A 17,318-nucleotide genomic window follows, 5' to 3' on the forward strand; every position below is an offset into this window, starting at 1 on the left:
AACTCAGATTGCCTGCTATGAAAATCTTAAAAAATATACTTTGTATTCTATTTGCCTTGCTATTCATTAATGCGGGCCTGGATAAACTTTTTCATTATATGCCAGCTCCACCAATGGATATGGACATGAAAAAGGTATTTGAGGCTTTTAACGCTATAAAATGGCTAATGCCACTGATTGGAATTATCGAGCTCATTGGCGGTTTACTATTTATTTTTCCAAAGACAAGAACGTTGGGTGCATTGGTCATCTTCCCGATCCTCATTGGTATTTTTACCCATAACATGATTTTCTATAGTCAGCAGGGATTGATTATTTGGGCTGTACTTTTCATTATCTGGCTATGGGTAGTTTTTGAAAACTGGGGGAGATATAAAAAATTGCTTGAATAATTGCTTCAATGTTAGACAAACGAGCTCGTTCAGCATAGCCATATATTCCCATTAAATACCTATTTTTTGACAAATTGATAGGTATTTAATGTTTTTATTAACATAAAATTAAAAAACAAAAAACTTTATATGACTATACAGGTTTGGTCAATTATTTGATGTAACTTTTTCCCGTTTTAATTTTTATTAATAGATACTTAAATCAAATTACACGTTGAACAGATTTACCCGAGTTGCTTTCAAAACAATTTTGTGGATTATTGGAGTAATAATTGCGCTTGCTATTCTAATTGTATTTTTAATTCGAATACCATCGGTTCAGAATTATATTGCCGGAAAAGTAACTCAATATGTTGAAGGCAAGATTGGTACGCCCGTTAAAATCGGCTACATCAATATCGATTTTCCTAAGAAACTAGTTTTACAGGACATCTATTTAGCGGACCAAAGCAAGGACACATTGGTTGCTGGAAAATCGATAGCTGTGGATATCAATATGCTGAAACTGCTAAAAAATACGGTTGAAATCCAAAGTATAGAAGCAGAAGGTATCACCGCGAAAATTCGCCGTACATTACCTGACAGTTCGTTCAACTTTGATTATATTGTCAAAGCATTTGCATCGCAAAAAGAAAGCACTCCAACTGCCGACAGCAGTTCAGCACTCCTATTCAACCTCGATAAAGTAAAATTTGATAAATTTCATATTGTCTATGCCGATGATGTAATTGGGACCAGCGCTGACGTATATCTCAACAGCCTAAATACCAACATTAAGAAGTTTGATCTAACAAAAAATATGGCTTTCAATCTTCCAAAAGTGAAGATAGATGGTCTGAGTGCTACCATCAAACAATGGCGGCCGATGGTTGACGGCGCAGCGCCTTCTGTTGAGGACTTTGGCATTACGGATAAAACGGCTCAAACAACCACATTGCTTCCCGATGTTGGCATACAGATCGCGGACTTGACCAATATCTTAGTGCGTTATGAAGATCAGTCCAGCCTCTTGAACACCAAGTTTTATGTCGAAAATCTTCACGCAGACATTAACAAGATCGACCTCAACAAAGAAGTTGTGGATATTCAAACAATCAGCCTCGACGGTTCGGACAACAGTGTGCTCTTTGGAAAGGTCCTAAAAAAAGCAAACAGCATAGCTAAACCTACAGCAGATACGACCAAAGTAAACTGGATTGTATCGGCCAAAGATATTCAGATCAATAATACAAGTTTAGCTTACCGCGATGACAATCAGGCGCGGATGAAGGGTTTTGATTATTTTAACATTAAGATCCCGGGTATGAAAACCAGCTTAAGTGATCTTTACTACAGTGCCGATTCAATCAGTGGATCTTTGAAAGAACTGGTAGCCTCTGATCGTTCGGGTTTTGTGATCAAACAATTAAAGGGAGATTTTAAGTATACAAATACTGGTGCTGAAATCAAAAATCTGTATGCGGAAACTCCACGTACGCTCCTACGGGATTACGTAAAAGTCTCCTATCCATCATTGGATATTGTTGCAAAAAAACCGGAACTCCTCTACGTCAATGCAAACATCAAAAAGAGTCATGTCGATATGCGCGACATTTACTATTTTGCCCCTTTTTTGGATACTATGCAGGTGATGAAACCCTTGATGGACAAAAAATTTGCTATCGATGGACGTGTTGTGGGTAAGGTAAATGATCTGAATATTCCAGCAATTGATTTCCAAACCCTGTCCAATACACGTGTCATAGCGAGCCTACGGTTAAGGGGGCTCCCCGAAGTGGATAAAATGTCACTGGATCTTAATTTAAAGAAATTGACGACAGGCCGTTCGGATATCGAAAAACTAATTTCTAAAAATATACTTCCGAGCGGTATTGAGCTACCGAATACGATTGGCCTTACGGGAACATTTAAAGGCGGTATGAATGCCTTTAACACCAATCTTTCGCTGGTTACAGAAAAGGGAACGGCCAAGTTTAATGGTAAGGTGGGCATGATCGGCCGCGATACAACCTATGATGCCTTTGTCAGTATTCGTGATTTCGACATTGGTAAGATCATGAAAATGGACAGTACCCTCGGCATTCTTTCTTTTGAAGGAAAGATTAAAGGCCATGGTACTGACCCCAAGAAGCTTGTAGCCAACTTCGATGGTAAAGTAAACCGAATGGACGCCATGGGTTACCGGTATCAGAATATCGACATGAACCTGACCGCAGACAAAGGAGATATCAAAGCGGCTGTGGTTAGTCCTGATCCAAATATTCAATTGACGTTAAATGCAACAGCGAATATGAAGTCCAAATATCCACAGGTGGATTTCGAGCTTCAGGTAGATACCATCAATCTTAAGAATTTAAAGTTAATGGATGACGAGTTCAAATACCAGGGTAAACTCGTCGGAAAGTTTAGTTCAGCGGATCCAAATTTTTTAAACGGTGAAGCACATATTACCAATTCATCTATCTTTTACAGTGGTGCATATTATTCTTTAGACAGCATTTCGCTTATAGCAAAAGCCGATACCAGCCGTAATTTATTGCTTCTAAAATCAAACTTTTTAAATGCTCATCTAGTTGGTAAATATAAAATTCTGGAATTGCAGAATGCCATACAGGACATTCTGCAGGTATACTACCAACCCGGTAAAGCTGTTGAAGTACCAAAATATGACCCACAGAATATAGAGTTTTCGGCTCAGTTGACCAGAACGAAGTTTATAAAGGATTTTTTACCGGAACTAACAGCCATGTCGGACATCACCTTGGACGGTATGTTTAACAGTCAATCTAAAACGATTCTCGCCAAGTTGGATGCTCCCAAAATAATATATAATGGTACCGAAATCAATAACGTCACTTTTGACATCAATACGCTGGATAGTACACTGTATTACTCCGCATTGATCAATAAGATCAAGGTAAGTAATATTGAACTTGTCAATACGGTATTCAGTGGCAAAGTCATTCAAAACAACTTAGACTTTGGATTATGGATAAAAGACAAGAAAGAAAAAGAGCAGTATCATCTGGGTGCAAATATGCGTGTTGATAATGGGGCATTTGTTTTCAGTTTACTGCAGGATGGCCTTATGCTGAATTACGACAAATGGACAATAAATCCAAACAATGTGCTCAAATTTGGACGTACAGGGATTCAGGCCAATGAATTTATCTTAAGCAATAAGGGACAAGAGCTTAGTATATCTTCGCAGGATAGTGTACTCAATTCACCGATAAACATTGCGTTCAAGAATTTCCGGATTGAGACATTAAGTAAAATGCTCGAAAGCGAAACCGTAGATCTCGGGGGTGGAATTAATGGTCAGGCGACCATATCGCGCCTGGAGAGCAGCCCTGTATTTGTATCGGATCTTGTTATCAATAAATTTTATATTGGACAGGATACCGTTGGGAATGTCAATATTAAGGTTAATAATGAGAAAGAAAACACGTACAATGCCAATATTAGTATTAGCGAGAATGGCAACAATGTTGTCTTAAATGGTGATTTTGTGAATCCCCCCCAGGGAGAAGCAAGCTTAGATTTTACCTTAGATATTGCGCCGCTTTCGATGCAGACCGTGCAAGCATTTAGCCTCGGATATCTTAAAGATTCGAAAGGAAATCTTGAAGGCCAATTGAAAATAACAGGATCACCATCTAAACCGCTCATTAACGGCGATGTTAATTTTAAAGATGCACAATTTAATATTGCCATGCTGAATGCACTCTTTAAAGCAAAAAACGAAACAATTCATTTGGATGAAAGAGGCATTACTTTTCCCAAATTTGCATTAGAAGACAAAAAGGGAAATATTGCTAAGCTGACGGGATCCATAGCCACGACAACGTATACTGATTTTGATTTTAATCTCAATGTCAATACGGACAATTTTGAAGTGCTCAATTCAACACAAAGCGATAATGACATGTTCTATGGTAAAATGTATCTTACTTCGAATCTGCGCATTCGCGGAAATCTCGATAAACCTATCGTGGACGGTACAATCAAAGTGTTAGATGATACCGATTTTACCTTTGTCATGCCAAACGATGATCCAGGAATGGCCGATCGTAAAGGGGTTGTTGAATTTGTTGATAAGAGGGATACAACAAGAGCAAATGTTTTTGCCAAATTAGATTCCATGACTGTCACCCGTTTAACGGGGATCGATGTGGACCTCAACCTTCAAACAGATAAGGATGCTAAATTTAAGATTCTTCTGGATGCTGGTTCGCAGGATGCCCTGAACATCCAGGGTGAAGCCGAGCTGAACGCAGGTATCGATGCCAGTAGCAAAATAACTTTATCTGGGACGTTTACCGTTGACAAGGGAAGCTATTCATTTAGTTTTGGCCCTGTGAAGAAAGATTTTACGTTCCGAAAAGGAAGCACCATTACCTGGAATGGCGATCCATTGGATGCCCAGCTGAATATCACAGCAGCATATACGACGAAAGCACCGACTTTAGAGCTTGTTGCGACGCAACTCGGTTCAGAAAATGCCAATTTGTATAAGCAACGTATTCCGTTCAATGTCTTACTAAAGATTACAGACAAATTGTTCCAGCCGCAACTGAATTTTGATATTGACCTGGACGAAAACAACTCGGTTGTTTCGCAAGATGTAATCAGCAAGGTAAACAATGCATTGACGACGTTACGTGAAAATCCGTCTGAACTCAACAAGCAGGTCTTTTCACTTATTGTATTGGGGCGCTTTATGTCGACCAATCCATTTGAGAGTCTTTCGGGTGGCGGTGGTACCGAAGCTATTGTGAGAAATAGTATCAGTTCCTTCCTAAGTGGTCAGTTGAACCGCTTGGCTTCCGAACTTATTACAGGAGTAGAACTGGATTTTAATTTAACTTCAGAAGAGGATTATGCTACAGGAGCTGGACAAACCCGCACGGATCTGAATATAGGTGTATCGAAAATGCTCTTAAATGATCGTTTAAAAATTACTATTGGATCCAATTTTGAAGTGGAAGGAAACACGCGGCCTGGAGAGACTGCCAATAATATCGCCGGAGATATCCAATTGGATTATCAGCTTTCACAAGACGGCCGTTATTTTGCACGGGTATACCGAAAGAATCAATATCAGGTTACACTTCAGGGCCAATATGTAGAAACAGGTATTGGATTTATCATCAATATGGATTACAACAGATTTAAGGAAATCTGGATGAGTTCAAAAAAACTCAAAGAGTACTATGATACGAATAGCAAAAGTTTCAGAAAACGTTTCGATGTGGAGCGCATGGAAACCGACTCAATCTATCGTGATAGCGTGCGCACGGTCATCCGTGACAGTTTGATGCTACATAGTCCAGCATACAGAAAACGTATGGAGGAAAGAGAAGAAGAGAAACGTAAACAGCAACTGGACTCAAGCAAAAAATTACCAAAAAGCAATGGTCCAAAATCAAATTTAGATACCATCAGAACAACAGCAATAAAAAATGAAGATGAGGAAAGGAGTTATCATGCGGGTTAGATTAAAGTATAGTGTTGGAATAGTAACATTCGCTGCATTTATAGCCTCCTGCTCGTCAACCAAGAATCTGAAAGAAGGAGAAAGCTTATATGTGAAGGGGAATGTCATCGTCGAGTCGGACACCATTTCTAAGGAAAATAAGGAAAAGATATCAACCCGCCTGGAAGAGGCCCTAATGCCCAAACCGAATAAACGACTGGTGGGGATACCTTTCAAGCTATATTTTAATAATATGGCTGGAGATTCAGTCGGGAACAACATCATAAAAAAATTCTTCAAGAAGATTGGTGAAGAACCCGTGTTGTTGCGTGATGTCAATCGAGAGTATAATGAAAATCTATTGCGCAATCGTCTGGAAAATTTCGGTTTCTTCAATGCGGAGGTGAGATCCGATACGTTAGTAGAAAACAAAAAAGCAACGATTAATTATACCGCCAAGCCCAACCTGATTTACCGCATACAGTCTGTTAAATTTGATGTTGACAGCAATAGTCAGTTGGGGAAAGATATTCGTTCGAGTTCTGATCAAAGTCTTCTCCAGGTAGGAAAGAACTACAGTTTAGATGTTATCTTAAACGAACGTGACCGCATCGATAATGATCTTAAAAATAAAGGCTATTATTATTTCAGCCCGGATTACATCTTGGTTCAGGTAGACAGTTCGAACCGGAATAACAAGGTGGATATGTATGTTACGGTTAAAAAAGAGACACCGGCGCAGGCGAAAATCCCATCCAAGATCAATAAAATTTACATTTTTCCGAACTATACAGAAACAAGCTCTGGTTATCAGCGATCCACACGGAGTGCAGAACTGTACGATAGCAGCTATTATTTTATAGACCGTCAGCATCTTTACAGGAAGCCTGTTATTGCGAACCATATCTTCTTTCATCCGGGCGATATATACAACCGTAATGCCCACAATCAGACCATCAGTCATTTGGTAAACCTCAATAGCTGGAAATTTGTAAAGAACAATTTTGTCGACAGCAAAGAAGTACCCAACGCACTGGATGTCTACTATTACTTGACCCCATTACCCAAAAAGTCCCTTCGGGTGGAGCTTTTAGGAAAAATGGCTTCGGTATACAACGGTACTGAGGTGAATGTCAACTGGACTTTACGAAATGCATTTAAAGGTGCTGAGCAACTGAGCTTTAATGTATTCGGTGGTTATGAAACCCAGACGGGAGGATCGGCCGACCTTAATTCGAGTTATTACCGCTACGGTATAGAGGCGACCTTGACTTTTCCTCGCATATTGTCTCCCTTTGGAAGAGTTTCGCCCTCAAGGCGCTTTATTCCGAAGACTTATATCAAAGGCCGCTATGAGTTTTTAAATCGCCGCAAAGCTTATACGCTAAATTCGATTGCGTTGGATTACGGCTATATCTGGCAAGAGTCTGAAGAGAAACAGCATGATCTCGCTTTAATGGAGATTACTTATGTTCAGCCTAAAGGTATTTCGGAAAACTACCAAAAACAAATGGATACCATCCCTGCGTTGCGACATGCCATAGACCCTCAGTTTACCATTGGTCCAAACTACAACTTTACGTTTCAAAACACCATGAAGCAGCATTTGAAAAATACATTTTATTTCAAAGGCAACTTGGACCTGTCGGGAAACATACTTGGACTGATAAAAGGAGCAGATTTTAATAAAGGGAAAACGTTCAAATTGTTTGATGCTTATTTTTCACAATATATCAAGATCAGTGGCGATGGTCGACATTATTTAAAGTTATCGGAGAATTCACAACTTGCATCGCGGGTAAGTTTGGGTTTGAGTTATTCTTATGGCAACTCCCGCTCCCTTCCCTATTTAAAACAGTATTATGTGGGGGGGCCTAATAGTATCCGTGCTTTCGGTGCCCGCGCTATTGGTCCGGGAACAGTTGCTCCTGAAAAGCTAAGCAATGGACTTTTCTTTGCGGATCAAACCGGTGACATTAAATTGGAACTAAATACAGAATATAGAGCAAAATTAGCGGGGTTTGTGCATTGGGCAGCATTTATTGATGCGGGAAATGTCTGGTTGCAGCGAGAGGATGTGAACAAGCCGGGCGGCAAATTTAGTAAGGATTTTTTAAATGAATTAGCAGTTGGTGGTGGAGCGGGATTACGTTTCGACTTCACCTTCCTGATCGTCCGTACCGACATGTCCATACCATTCCGTATTCCCTATCTCCCAAAAGGTGAACGTTGGGTATTTAGCGATATTGACTTTGGAAGTTCTAAATGGCGTAAAGACAACTTGATGTTCAACTTAGCCATCGGTTATCCGTTCTAGGCGACCGATCTGGCTTACGCACTAGTAACAACAGGCTTGAATGACTTTCAAGCCTGTTGTTTTTTCGGGTCGTCTTACGTAGGTCATACACTTGGAACGATGTTATCGGGTATTCTTTGCTCAGGACGAATTCCTGGCATATTATTATGTCAAAAAACGAGTTATTCCCACGGCCGGCATTGGTTTACTGACAATAATTGATTAAATTCAAGCATTATTTTTTGATCCACATAAATGTTCAGGAAATATCCATGCAGCATTAAGAGACAAGCACTGATGAGGATAGGCTGGATATTCTATATGGCATAAAGCTGCCAAAGGCACCCTGGGCTTAGTCGGATAATTAGCGCATAAATAAACAAATAAAGTACATATGAAAGTAACTATTGTTGGTGCTGGAGCTGTAGGAGCTACTACAGCGGACAATTTAATCCGTCGGAATGTCGCAGAGGAGATTGTATTATTGGATATTAAAGAAGGTTTTGCAGAAGGCAAAGCACAAGATATGGCACAAACCGCAGCCTTATTGGGTTTTGAATCAAAAATCAAGGGGGTAACGAATGACTATCTTTCAACTGCAGGTTCTACTGTTGCTGTGATTACGTCGGGCATTCCACGTAAACCTGGAATGACACGTGAAGAATTAATCGGTACAAACGCGAATATTGTCAAGTCGGTTGTGGAGAACTTAGTGAAGCATTCTCCTGATATTATCATTGTCATCGTTTCCAATCCAATGGATACCATGACTTATTTGGCACTAAAGTCAAGTGGTTTACCAAAAAATAGGATCATCGGTATGGGTGGAACCTTGGATTCGGCCCGATTTAAATATCAATTAAGTGATAAACTGAATGCTTCGGCTGCGGATCTCAATGCGATAGTCATTGGTGGTCATGGCGATACGACGATGATTCCGCTTATTAAGCACTCCACGTGGAACAGTATTCCTGTGACGGATTTTCTTACAGTGGAAGAGCAGAATGAAATAATCCACAAAACCATGGTTGGAGGAGCTACATTAACCAGCCTAATCGGAACATCCGCATGGTATGCTCCTGGCGCGGCAACTGCTGCAGTAGTTGAAAGCATTGTCCGTGATCAAGGGAAATTATTTACTGCTTCCGTTTATTTGGAAGGTGAATTTGGCCAAGAAGATATTACGCTTGGCGTACCCGTTATCATCAATAAAAAAGGATGGGATCGGATCGTACCACTTCATCTGGATGAAGAGGACGAAGAAAAATTCCGCAAAAGTGCGGAAGCAGTCCGTAATATGAATAATGTATTAAAAGAAATAAAAGCCTTATAGGCGACAAAACAATAGGCTGTTGTACGCGAATAACAGCCTATTTCTTTCTGCCCCCTCTCCTTCAGGATCTATTTTATCTTTTCTGTATTGTCTTTGCTCCTTTTAGTAAACCTGCTTCCCCACCTGAAAACGTTGAAAAGCGGGAAAGTGCAGATACACCATGCAGCATCAAGCTCAATTTTAAGCTTCCAGCGGCGCAAAGTTTCTTTTTTAAAGGATTTTTTGGCTATGTTTGGTGGTATGACAACAGTACCATTTCAATTATTGGATTTACAAGGCCAAGGCACGCACATTTTAGTTGATGTAGAAATTTATAGCCGTTCATTCAAGATGGTGATTGATACAGGTGCTTCTAAAACTGTATTTGATAAAACACAATTGGGCCATCTTTTAGAGGATCAATTGGAGCTTGAACCATCTGAAACACTATCAACAGGACTTGGTACCAATTCAATGGAAAGCTTTAACCTGGCAATTCCGAGCCTGAAAATTGGCGAATGGGAGATCAACAAACTACATACTGCGGTATTGGACTTAAGTTCCATTAATTATGCCTACGAACAAATGCATCTAGATCCTGTGATTGGCGTATTGGGTGGAGATATTTTTGCAGACTATGGTGCTGTCATCGATTATGCCAAGCGCACGCTAAAATTGCGCACCCGAAAACTAAAACTTAAATAAACGTTTTTGGATGTGGAATCGGAGATAACCGTAATAAACGACTGCTATCATAATACCTAGCCCGCCCATCGCATATAATGTTATTCTCAGGCCACAATAGCTGGCCAGAGAACCGATCATCAATGTGCCGATCGGGAAAATCCCCTGAAAAGCCATGATGTAATAAGAGATCGCGCGTGCACGGTAAATCGGTATGGCATGGGTCTGAATATAGGTATTGATGCTTGAATTTTGCATCATCATGGCAAAAGATACCAACATGACATAGACGAGTGCCATCTGAAGCAAGCTTGAATGCGCCAAAAATAATAATGCGATCCCCATCAGTGCCGCTGCGCCCATCACCTGATACCGCAAATTGGTGCCAGATTTTAAACGTGCCATATTAAATGCACCAATCATCGCTCCCAATCCAGCTGCACTTTCGAACCAGGAAAAGGTGCGTTCATCACCGTGAAACATTTCTTTGGCTATGGCCGGTAGCAACGACGTGTAAGGAATGACAATCAGGCTAGAAAAAGTCATGATGATAATCAGCGAAGAGATATGAGGCGACCGTTTGAGATAGCGAAAACCTTCGACCAAGCCTTCCCAATTGCTCCCCTTGCTCAGCTGAACATGAGTTTCGTCGACCCGCATCATCAATAGCGTAATGATGACAGGAACAAAACTAATAAAGTTAAGTGCAAAACAGGCGAGTTCGCCGTAGGTACTCAGTAAAATTCCCCCTATCGCCGGCCCCAGCATTCGCGCGCCATTGAAAATGGTTGAGTTGAGCGCAATGGCGTTCGGCAGGTCTTTACGATCTCCAACCAAATGCATCATCAGCGACTGTCGTCCTAAAACGTCAAAGGAATTAATAACCCCTTGGAGGAGGCCTAATGCGGAGAGCCATAAAACGTTCTCCAACTTGAGATAGACAACCAAGGTCAAGATACCGGCCTGAATCATCAGACCGATTTGGGTCATCAAAACCAATTTATACTTTTTGTGCTTATCAACAAAACTTCCAATAAACGGAGACAAGATTAGCGAAGGCAATAAGGAGATGAACTGAACAAAACCGAGCCAGAATACAGATCCCGTAATTTCATAGACTAACCAGCTGATAGCTATGCGCTGCATCCAGGTGCCCATCAGGGAAATTGCCTGTCCAATAACATGTAAACGAAAATTTCTATAATGGAGCGAACGAAAAACCTGCATACGTTAAAGATAATACTATAATAAAGTATAACAAAAAATTAGCCGAAGAGATTCTTTTTTTGCAAAGATAATGATGCAATAGGTGAAAATCGATGCTTCAATTGTGGAATATAATCGATAACTTTGTACTATTATTTTGAACAATAGAATAATCAAATAATTATCATTCAACACTATACACAATGAAATTTTTTATTGACACAGCGAACCTAGAACAAATCAAAGAAGCTCAAGATTTAGGCGTATTAGACGGTGTAACGACCAATCCAAGTTTAATGGCTAAAGAAGGTATTAGCGGTGATGAAAACGTAATCAACCATTATAAAGCGATCTGTGCGATCGTTGATGGCGACGTAAGTGCAGAAGTTATTTCTACTACTTATGAGGAAATGATCAAAGAAGGAGAAGCATTGGCGGCTCTTGACAGTAAGATTGTTGTTAAAGTTCCTATGATCAAAGATGGCGTAAAAGCAATTAAATATTTCAGCAAAAAGGGTATTAAAACAAATTGTACATTGGTGTTCACAGCGGGTCAGGCGTTATTGGCAGCTAAAGCTGGTGCAACCTATGTCTCTCCTTTCATCGGTCGTTTGGATGATATCTCTACAGATGGATTGGCGCTAATTGAAGATATCCGTTTGATCTACGATAACTACAACTATCCAACGCAAATATTAGCGGCTTCTGTACGTCACAGTGCCCACATTCTAGGATGTGCTAAAATTGGCGCTGATGTGATGACAGGTCCATTGTCGGCGATCCTTTCCCTATTGAAACACCCATTGACAGATAGCGGTTTGGCAACATTCTTAGCTGATCACGCTAAAGCTGCAGGAAAATAAGGTATCTATAGTTCCATATAGCGTTAAAACCGATAAGTAAGATGACACGAATCTTAAACTTATCGGTTTTCTTTATTTTATCAGATTCCGTATTTTTGTCTTATTAATGCTTCTGCTGACTAGTGAAAAAGATTTATTTTTGTTTCATCTAGCGAAGGGTAAAAGGGGAAAAATGTGATGAATAAATTCGTCGGACAGTTTTTAAAACTTGTAAATGACCATAAATTTCTCTTAGTTTGTATTTGATCTAAGGCTTAACGAAGAAAATCCATGGAAGATTCCAACACTGTATATCCAGAAATTCTCAAACGAAATAGTTTAAAAGTTACCCAGCCACGGCTGAAGGTACTTGAAATTATCTCCCGGAAAGATTCGGCTATCTCTCAGCCGGAACTGGAAAAATTACTGGGCAAGGATATTGACCGTGTCACATTATACCGCGTTTTGGCCAGTTTTGAAGAGAAAGGGATTATCCATAAAATCTTTGACCTACATGGTACGGCCACTTATGCCATGTGTTCGACAAACTGTTCAGAACATGATCACCATGACCAACACGTACATTTTATTTGCCGGGTATGCAATTCTGTATACTGTCTGGAAGACATGACTTTACCGAAGGTATCTATACCTGAAGGCTTTAGTCTCGAAGCCATAGCGGTAAATGCGCTTGGCGTGTGCAATCATTGCAAAAAATAAATCAGGCTATACGAATCTAAAACTATTTGTCGGTTCAAGTGTCTATACATCAGCTATCGGAAGATGCTCCGTCTAGCTCGTTATTGTCGTGCCAACTGCTGTTTTTTTTGTACCTTGTAGTAACATCGATCTTGCTATCCGACACTCTCATGTTGCGTTCCAAAGACTGGCTTTGCGCGATCCATTACCGCGCAGTCAGTTAGCGGAAAGCCGAAGGCTGTATAGGATCGATACAACTGAATAAATAATAATTAAGAAAAAAAATTGGATGAAAACAAAAAAAGATAATCCATATAAAGAGGTCTTGACACAACTGATCGTCGATATTTTCGAAAAATCAGATAACAAGCCGCTCAACTATAAACAAGTGTCTTCAAAATTGAACCTTACGGATAACGATTCCAAAGTCGCTATTGCCGATATCTTACATGATAATGTTAGAAATGGACTTTTTGTTGAGGTCGAGCGAGGCAAGTTTAGTTTGAAGCAACTCAAAGTTTATGTCACAGGGAAGGTCGATATGACTGCCGATGGTTCTGCCTATGTCATTCCTGACGACGAATTTGAAAATGACATTTATATTGCCCCACGTAAGCTGAGGCAGGCGCTACACGGCGATATCGTTAAGGTACATACTTTTGAAAAACGAAAAGGCGGCCGTAAAAAAGAAGGTGAAGTGGTTGAAATCCTGCAAAGGGCCAAGACCGATTTTACGGGAATCATCAGTATCTCCAATAATTTTGCATTTTTCATTGCGGACGATCGCAAGATGTTGCACGACATCTTCATTCCCTTGGATAACCTGAATGGTGCCAAGGATAAAGAGAAAGTAGTGGTTTCGATTATTGACTGGCCGAGCGGAAGCAAAAACCCTGTGGGGACGGTAAAACATGTTTTGGGTACCAAAGGAGAAAACAATACCGAGATGAATGCGATTTTGGCCGACTTTGGTTTTCCATTGGAATTCCCGAAAAAAGTGGAAGCCGAAGCCAATAAGATTTCGGAAGAAATAAGCAACGAGGAAATTGCGAAAAGACGTGACTTTAGAAGCGTGACGACCTTTACTATTGACCCGGCAGATGCAAAAGATTTCGATGATGCAATTTCATTTCAGAAACTGGAGAATGGCAATTATGAAATTGGTGTTCATATTGCTGATGTTTCCCATTTTGTGGTGCCAGATACAGAATTAGATAAAGAAGCCTTCAGTCGCGGCACATCGGTTTATTTGGTGGACCGTGTTATTCCTATGCTTCCGGAGCGTCTTTCCAATGGTGTATGTTCCTTACGTCCACATGAAGATAAGCTGTGTTTTTCAGCAGTTTTCGAACTGGATGAGAAAGCTAATGTACACGATCAATGGTTTGGGCGCACAGTGATTCACTCGGATAGACGGTTTAGCTATGAAGAGGCGCAGGAGGTGATCGAGACGAGATCGGGTGATTTCAGCGAGGAGATTTTGAAATTGAATGAACTTGCTTATATTCTTCGGGAGCGGAAGTTTAAAAATGGAGCAATAGCCTTTGAAAGTGAAGAAGTAAAATTCACGTTGGATGAAAATGGCAAACCTACGGGGGTATACACCAAAGTCCGTAAAGATGCCCATAAACTGATTGAAGATTTTATGTTATTGGCCAATCGTAAGGTTGCTGAATTTATCGGTAAACAAGGGCGCGGAAAAAACAAGCTTACGTTTGTTTACCGTTTTCACGATGTACCTAATCCAGAAACACTCACTACCTTCTCTCAATTTGCTGCGCGGTTTGGCCATAAATTGACCATCAAAACAGATAAGGAAACGGCCAAATCTTTGAATGCACTAATGACCAAGATCGAAGGTAGCAAAGAGCAGAATATGCTGACTTCATTGGCTGTGCGCTCGATGGCCAAAGCAATCTATACGACGAAGAAAACAAGCCACTATGGATTGGCATTCGATTATTATACACACTTCACCTCTCCTATCCGCCGCTATCCGGATGTGATGGTACACCGTCTTTTACAGTTTTATCTGGATGGCGGCACGAAGATCAATGCAGAGCATTACGAGAAAATGACCGAACATTCTTCGCAAATGGAGAAAAAAGCCGCTGAGGCAGAGCGTGCATCGATCAAGTACAAACAAGCAGAATACTTGCAGGATCAGATTGGCACCGAATATACCGGTATTGTGTCGGGCGTGACCGAATGGGGTATGTATGTAGAGATTGAGGAGAATAAGTGTGAGGGTATGGTGCGTTTGCGCGATATTACCGATGACTTTTACGTGCTTGACGAGAAAAACTATGCCATCATTGGACAACGGAAGAAAAAGAAATTCCAGTTGGGAGATGAGGTTCAGATCCGCGTGAAGAAAGTCGATCTGGATAAAAGGCAGATTGATTTTACGTTGTTGAGTTAATAAAAGAAAAGGGTGTTAATTTTGAAAATTAACACCCTTTTCTTATTTTCTATTTTTCATGCTGTAGTTTGACCAACTTAACATATAGTAGACATCAAAAGGGTAATAGAAATCCAGCACTTGTATTATAAAAAACAAAGATCCTATTTTTTTATAGAGACATCTCAGAAAAACTAAATATTAATATGATAATGAGACTGATACAGGAGTTACACCAGACTTGATTTCTTGAGATTTCTCCACAATTACTTTCCCTCCCTGCTCAACTTTGTAGGTAAGTGTGAACGGTTGCTTAATTGTGAATGCAGAAATATTTACACTAGCAGTCAAATAATTAGCAGGGGATTCCAAAATAGCAGTTTTACCTCCTTGAAAATATTCTTTTTCAACCGAATACAATACTTGACCTGTTGTTCCAGCAGTCCCATTTACGGTCCACGTTTGTGGCTTTGCATCGCTTCCCGCAGACCCACAAGATACGGACACATCTCCTCCGTCAACAGTGAAAGATGAAGAAGTTGTTACTGTAACCTTAAGAGCCCCTTTATTCTCCGATGGCATAGTATTATCATCATCTTTCGAACATCCAACAAAAGCAAAGGTTACCAAGGCCAATACAACCGCATACATTAATTTCATTTTCATTTTCATAACTTGAATACTTTATCTGTTTGTACTAAATAATTTTATCCGTATTTATCAAATGCTTTGCCAAACAGCACGCAAAAACATGCAGACTAGGCAATATACTTGGAAACAAGTAGAAAAATAATTTCGGGCAAAAGACTGTTATTAAGTGTAATACCAAGGGAAAACAGATCCGCAGCAGCTATTATTCCAAAATTATTGTTGATTCAGGATATACCAATTACTAGCATATGACTGTCTATATTTCAGGACAAAAGAGGTTCGAATAGGGATAGGACAGCGTAATCACGAATTAGAGGTCCTATTTCGAAAAAATAATCTAAATATTATATAGTAACTATTTCATATTCAAAAGGGAATCAGTATCTTTGCGAACTTAAAATAATTTAGGTACAAAATTTATAAACAAAAACAGGTAAATGCCTACTATTCAACAATTAGTTAGAAAAGGTAGAGTAGCTCTGGTTGATAAGAGTAAGTCACCAGCGTTGGACTCATGTCCACAGCGAAGAGGTGTATGTACACGTGTATATACTACTACCCCTAAAAAACCAAACTCAGCAATGCGTAAAGTAGCTCGTGTACGTTTAACAAACGGTAAAGAGGTCAACGCTTACATCCCTGGAGAAGGTCACAACTTACAAGAGCACTCGATCGTTTTGATCCGCGGTGGTCGTGTTAAGGATTTACCAGGTGTGCGTTACCACATCATCCGTGGTGCATTAGATACTTCAGGTGTAGCAGGTCGTAACCAACGTCGTTCAAAATACGGAACTAAGCGTCCTAAACCAGGACAAGCAGCTGCAGCTCCAGCAAAAGGTAAAAAGAAATAATTAAACGGAGGAAAGAAAAATGAGAAAATCAAAACCGAAAAAGAGAATCATTTTACCTGATCCAAAGTTTAACGACGTTCAGGTAACACGTTTCGTAAACAATATGATGGTAGATGGTAAAAAATCTATCGCTTATTCTATTTTTTACGATGCAGTAGAATTAGTAGAACAAAAAACACAAGAAAGCGGTTTAGAAGCTTGGAAAAAAGCTTTAAACAACGTTATGCCTGCTGTTGAAGTTAAATCACGTCGTGTGGGTGGTGCAAACTTCCAAGTTCCTATGGAGGTTCGTCCAGACCGTAAAATCGCTTTAGGTATGAAATGGTTAATTTCATACGCTCGCAAACGTGGTGAAAAAACAATGTTCGAGAAATTAGCAGGAGAAATCATTTCAGCTTCTAAAGGTGAAGGTGCTGCTGTTAAGAAGAAAGAAGATACGCACAAAATGGCGGAAGCTAACAAAGCGTTCTCACACTTCAGATTCTAATTTTGAAGACATTCAAAA

General features: G+C 40.0%; 12 protein-coding genes. 10 read left to right on the forward strand and 2 right to left on the reverse strand.

Annotated features, from left to right (window positions below):
* The first annotated feature begins 17 nt into the window (after positions 1-17).
* From B3E00_RS18825 to B3E00_RS18845, 5 genes are all read left to right on the forward strand, one after another.
* On the forward strand, positions 18-392 hold the full coding sequence (locus B3E00_RS18825; protein ID WP_209581623.1) for a MauE/DoxX family redox-associated membrane protein: 375 nt from the start codon (positions 18-20) through the stop codon (positions 390-392).
* A gap of 214 nt (positions 393-606) precedes the next feature.
* On the forward strand, positions 607-5,892 hold the full coding sequence (locus B3E00_RS18830; RefSeq protein WP_209581621.1) for a translocation/assembly module TamB domain-containing protein: 5,286 nt from the start codon (positions 607-609) through the stop codon (positions 5,890-5,892).
* Complete coding sequence (locus B3E00_RS18835; RefSeq protein ID WP_209581620.1) at positions 5,858-8,188, forward strand: BamA/TamA family outer membrane protein; 2,331 nt, start codon at positions 5,858-5,860, stop codon at positions 8,186-8,188. The genes B3E00_RS18830 and B3E00_RS18835 overlap by 35 nt, the downstream gene beginning before the upstream one ends.
* Positions 8,189-8,561: 373 nt before the next feature.
* Positions 8,562-9,500, forward strand: a complete 939-nt coding sequence (locus tag B3E00_RS18840; protein WP_209581619.1) for a malate dehydrogenase — start codon at positions 8,562-8,564, stop codon at positions 9,498-9,500.
* A gap of 240 nt (positions 9,501-9,740) precedes the next feature.
* Positions 9,741-10,184 carry an aspartyl protease family protein gene (locus tag B3E00_RS18845; protein ID WP_209581618.1) on the forward strand — a complete coding sequence of 148 codons (444 nt, stop codon included), beginning with the start codon at positions 9,741-9,743 and terminating at the stop codon, positions 10,182-10,184.
* Here the strand turns inward: B3E00_RS18845 and B3E00_RS18850 are convergent.
* Positions 10,170-11,390 (reverse strand): MFS transporter, encoded by a 1,221-nt coding sequence (locus B3E00_RS18850; RefSeq protein ID WP_293939669.1) that lies wholly within the window; start codon positions 11,388-11,390, stop codon positions 10,170-10,172. The genes B3E00_RS18845 and B3E00_RS18850 overlap by 15 nt on opposite strands.
* 182 nt (positions 11,391-11,572) lie before the next feature.
* On the opposite strand from B3E00_RS18850, the gene fsa reads away from it, so the two are divergent.
* The 3 genes from fsa to rnr all read left to right on the forward strand — a co-directional run bounded on the left by fsa (position 11,573) and on the right by rnr (position 15,332).
* Complete coding sequence (fsa, locus tag B3E00_RS18855) at positions 11,573-12,232, forward strand: fructose-6-phosphate aldolase (protein ID WP_293939671.1); 660 nt, start codon at positions 11,573-11,575, stop codon at positions 12,230-12,232.
* A 270-nt stretch (positions 12,233-12,502) separates the two neighbouring features.
* Entirely contained in the window at positions 12,503-12,931 is a 429-nt protein-coding gene (locus B3E00_RS18860; protein WP_209581612.1) for a Fur family transcriptional regulator, read from the forward strand.
* Between the two features lie 268 nt (positions 12,932-13,199).
* The gene (gene rnr / locus B3E00_RS18865) at positions 13,200-15,332 is read left to right on the forward strand and encodes a ribonuclease R (protein WP_293939673.1); all 2,133 of its coding nucleotides are present in this window, start codon (positions 13,200-13,202) and stop codon (positions 15,330-15,332) included.
* Positions 15,333-15,512: 180 nt separating this feature from the next.
* Here the strand turns inward: rnr and B3E00_RS18870 are convergent, their stop codons facing one another.
* Positions 15,513-15,983, reverse strand: a complete 471-nt coding sequence (locus tag B3E00_RS18870) for a hypothetical protein (protein WP_209581606.1) — start codon at positions 15,981-15,983, stop codon at positions 15,513-15,515.
* A 416-nt stretch (positions 15,984-16,399) separates the two neighbouring features.
* On the opposite strand from B3E00_RS18870, the gene rpsL reads away from it, so the two are divergent.
* Both rpsL and rpsG read left to right on the forward strand, forming a co-directional pair.
* Complete coding sequence (rpsL, locus tag B3E00_RS18875) at positions 16,400-16,813, forward strand: 30S ribosomal protein S12 (protein WP_002993550.1); 414 nt, start codon at positions 16,400-16,402, stop codon at positions 16,811-16,813.
* 19 nt (positions 16,814-16,832) lie between these two features.
* The gene (rpsG, locus tag B3E00_RS18880; protein ID WP_046671863.1) at positions 16,833-17,300 is read left to right on the forward strand and encodes a 30S ribosomal protein S7; all 468 of its coding nucleotides are present in this window, start codon (positions 16,833-16,835) and stop codon (positions 17,298-17,300) included.
* Positions 17,301-17,318: the final 18 nt, after the last annotated feature.

The sequence above is a fragment of the Sphingobacterium sp. UBA5996 genome (genome assembly GCF_002429765.1).
Lineage (GTDB): Bacteria > Bacteroidota > Bacteroidia > Sphingobacteriales > Sphingobacteriaceae > Sphingobacterium.

What these genes read in the sequence shown, in the direction of transcription:
- B3E00_RS18825 (WP_209581623.1), top strand. Translation starts at nt 18, where the DNA reads ATGAAAATCTTAAAAAATATACTTTGTATTCTATTTGCCTTGCTATTC.
- B3E00_RS18835 (WP_209581620.1), top strand. Translation starts at nt 5,858, where the DNA reads ATGAAGATGAGGAAAGGAGTTATCATGCGGGTTAGATTAAAGTATAGT.
- B3E00_RS18840 (WP_209581619.1), top strand. Translation starts at nt 8,562, where the DNA reads ATGAAAGTAACTATTGTTGGTGCTGGAGCTGTAGGAGCTACTACAGCG.
- B3E00_RS18845 (WP_209581618.1), top strand. Translation starts at nt 9,741, where the DNA reads ATGACAACAGTACCATTTCAATTATTGGATTTACAAGGCCAAGGCACG.
- B3E00_RS18850 (WP_293939669.1), bottom strand. Translation starts at nt 11,390, where the DNA reads ATGCAGGTTTTTCGTTCGCTCCATTATAGAAATTTTCGTTTACATGTT.
- fsa (WP_293939671.1), top strand. Translation starts at nt 11,573, where the DNA reads ATGAAATTTTTTATTGACACAGCGAACCTAGAACAAATCAAAGAAGCT.
- B3E00_RS18860 (WP_209581612.1), top strand. Translation starts at nt 12,503, where the DNA reads ATGGAAGATTCCAACACTGTATATCCAGAAATTCTCAAACGAAATAGT.
- rnr (WP_293939673.1), top strand. Translation starts at nt 13,200, where the DNA reads ATGAAAACAAAAAAAGATAATCCATATAAAGAGGTCTTGACACAACTG.
- B3E00_RS18870 (WP_209581606.1), bottom strand. Translation starts at nt 15,983, where the DNA reads ATGAAAATGAAAATGAAATTAATGTATGCGGTTGTATTGGCCTTGGTA.
- rpsL (WP_002993550.1), top strand. Translation starts at nt 16,400, where the DNA reads ATGCCTACTATTCAACAATTAGTTAGAAAAGGTAGAGTAGCTCTGGTT.
- rpsG (WP_046671863.1), top strand. Translation starts at nt 16,833, where the DNA reads ATGAGAAAATCAAAACCGAAAAAGAGAATCATTTTACCTGATCCAAAG.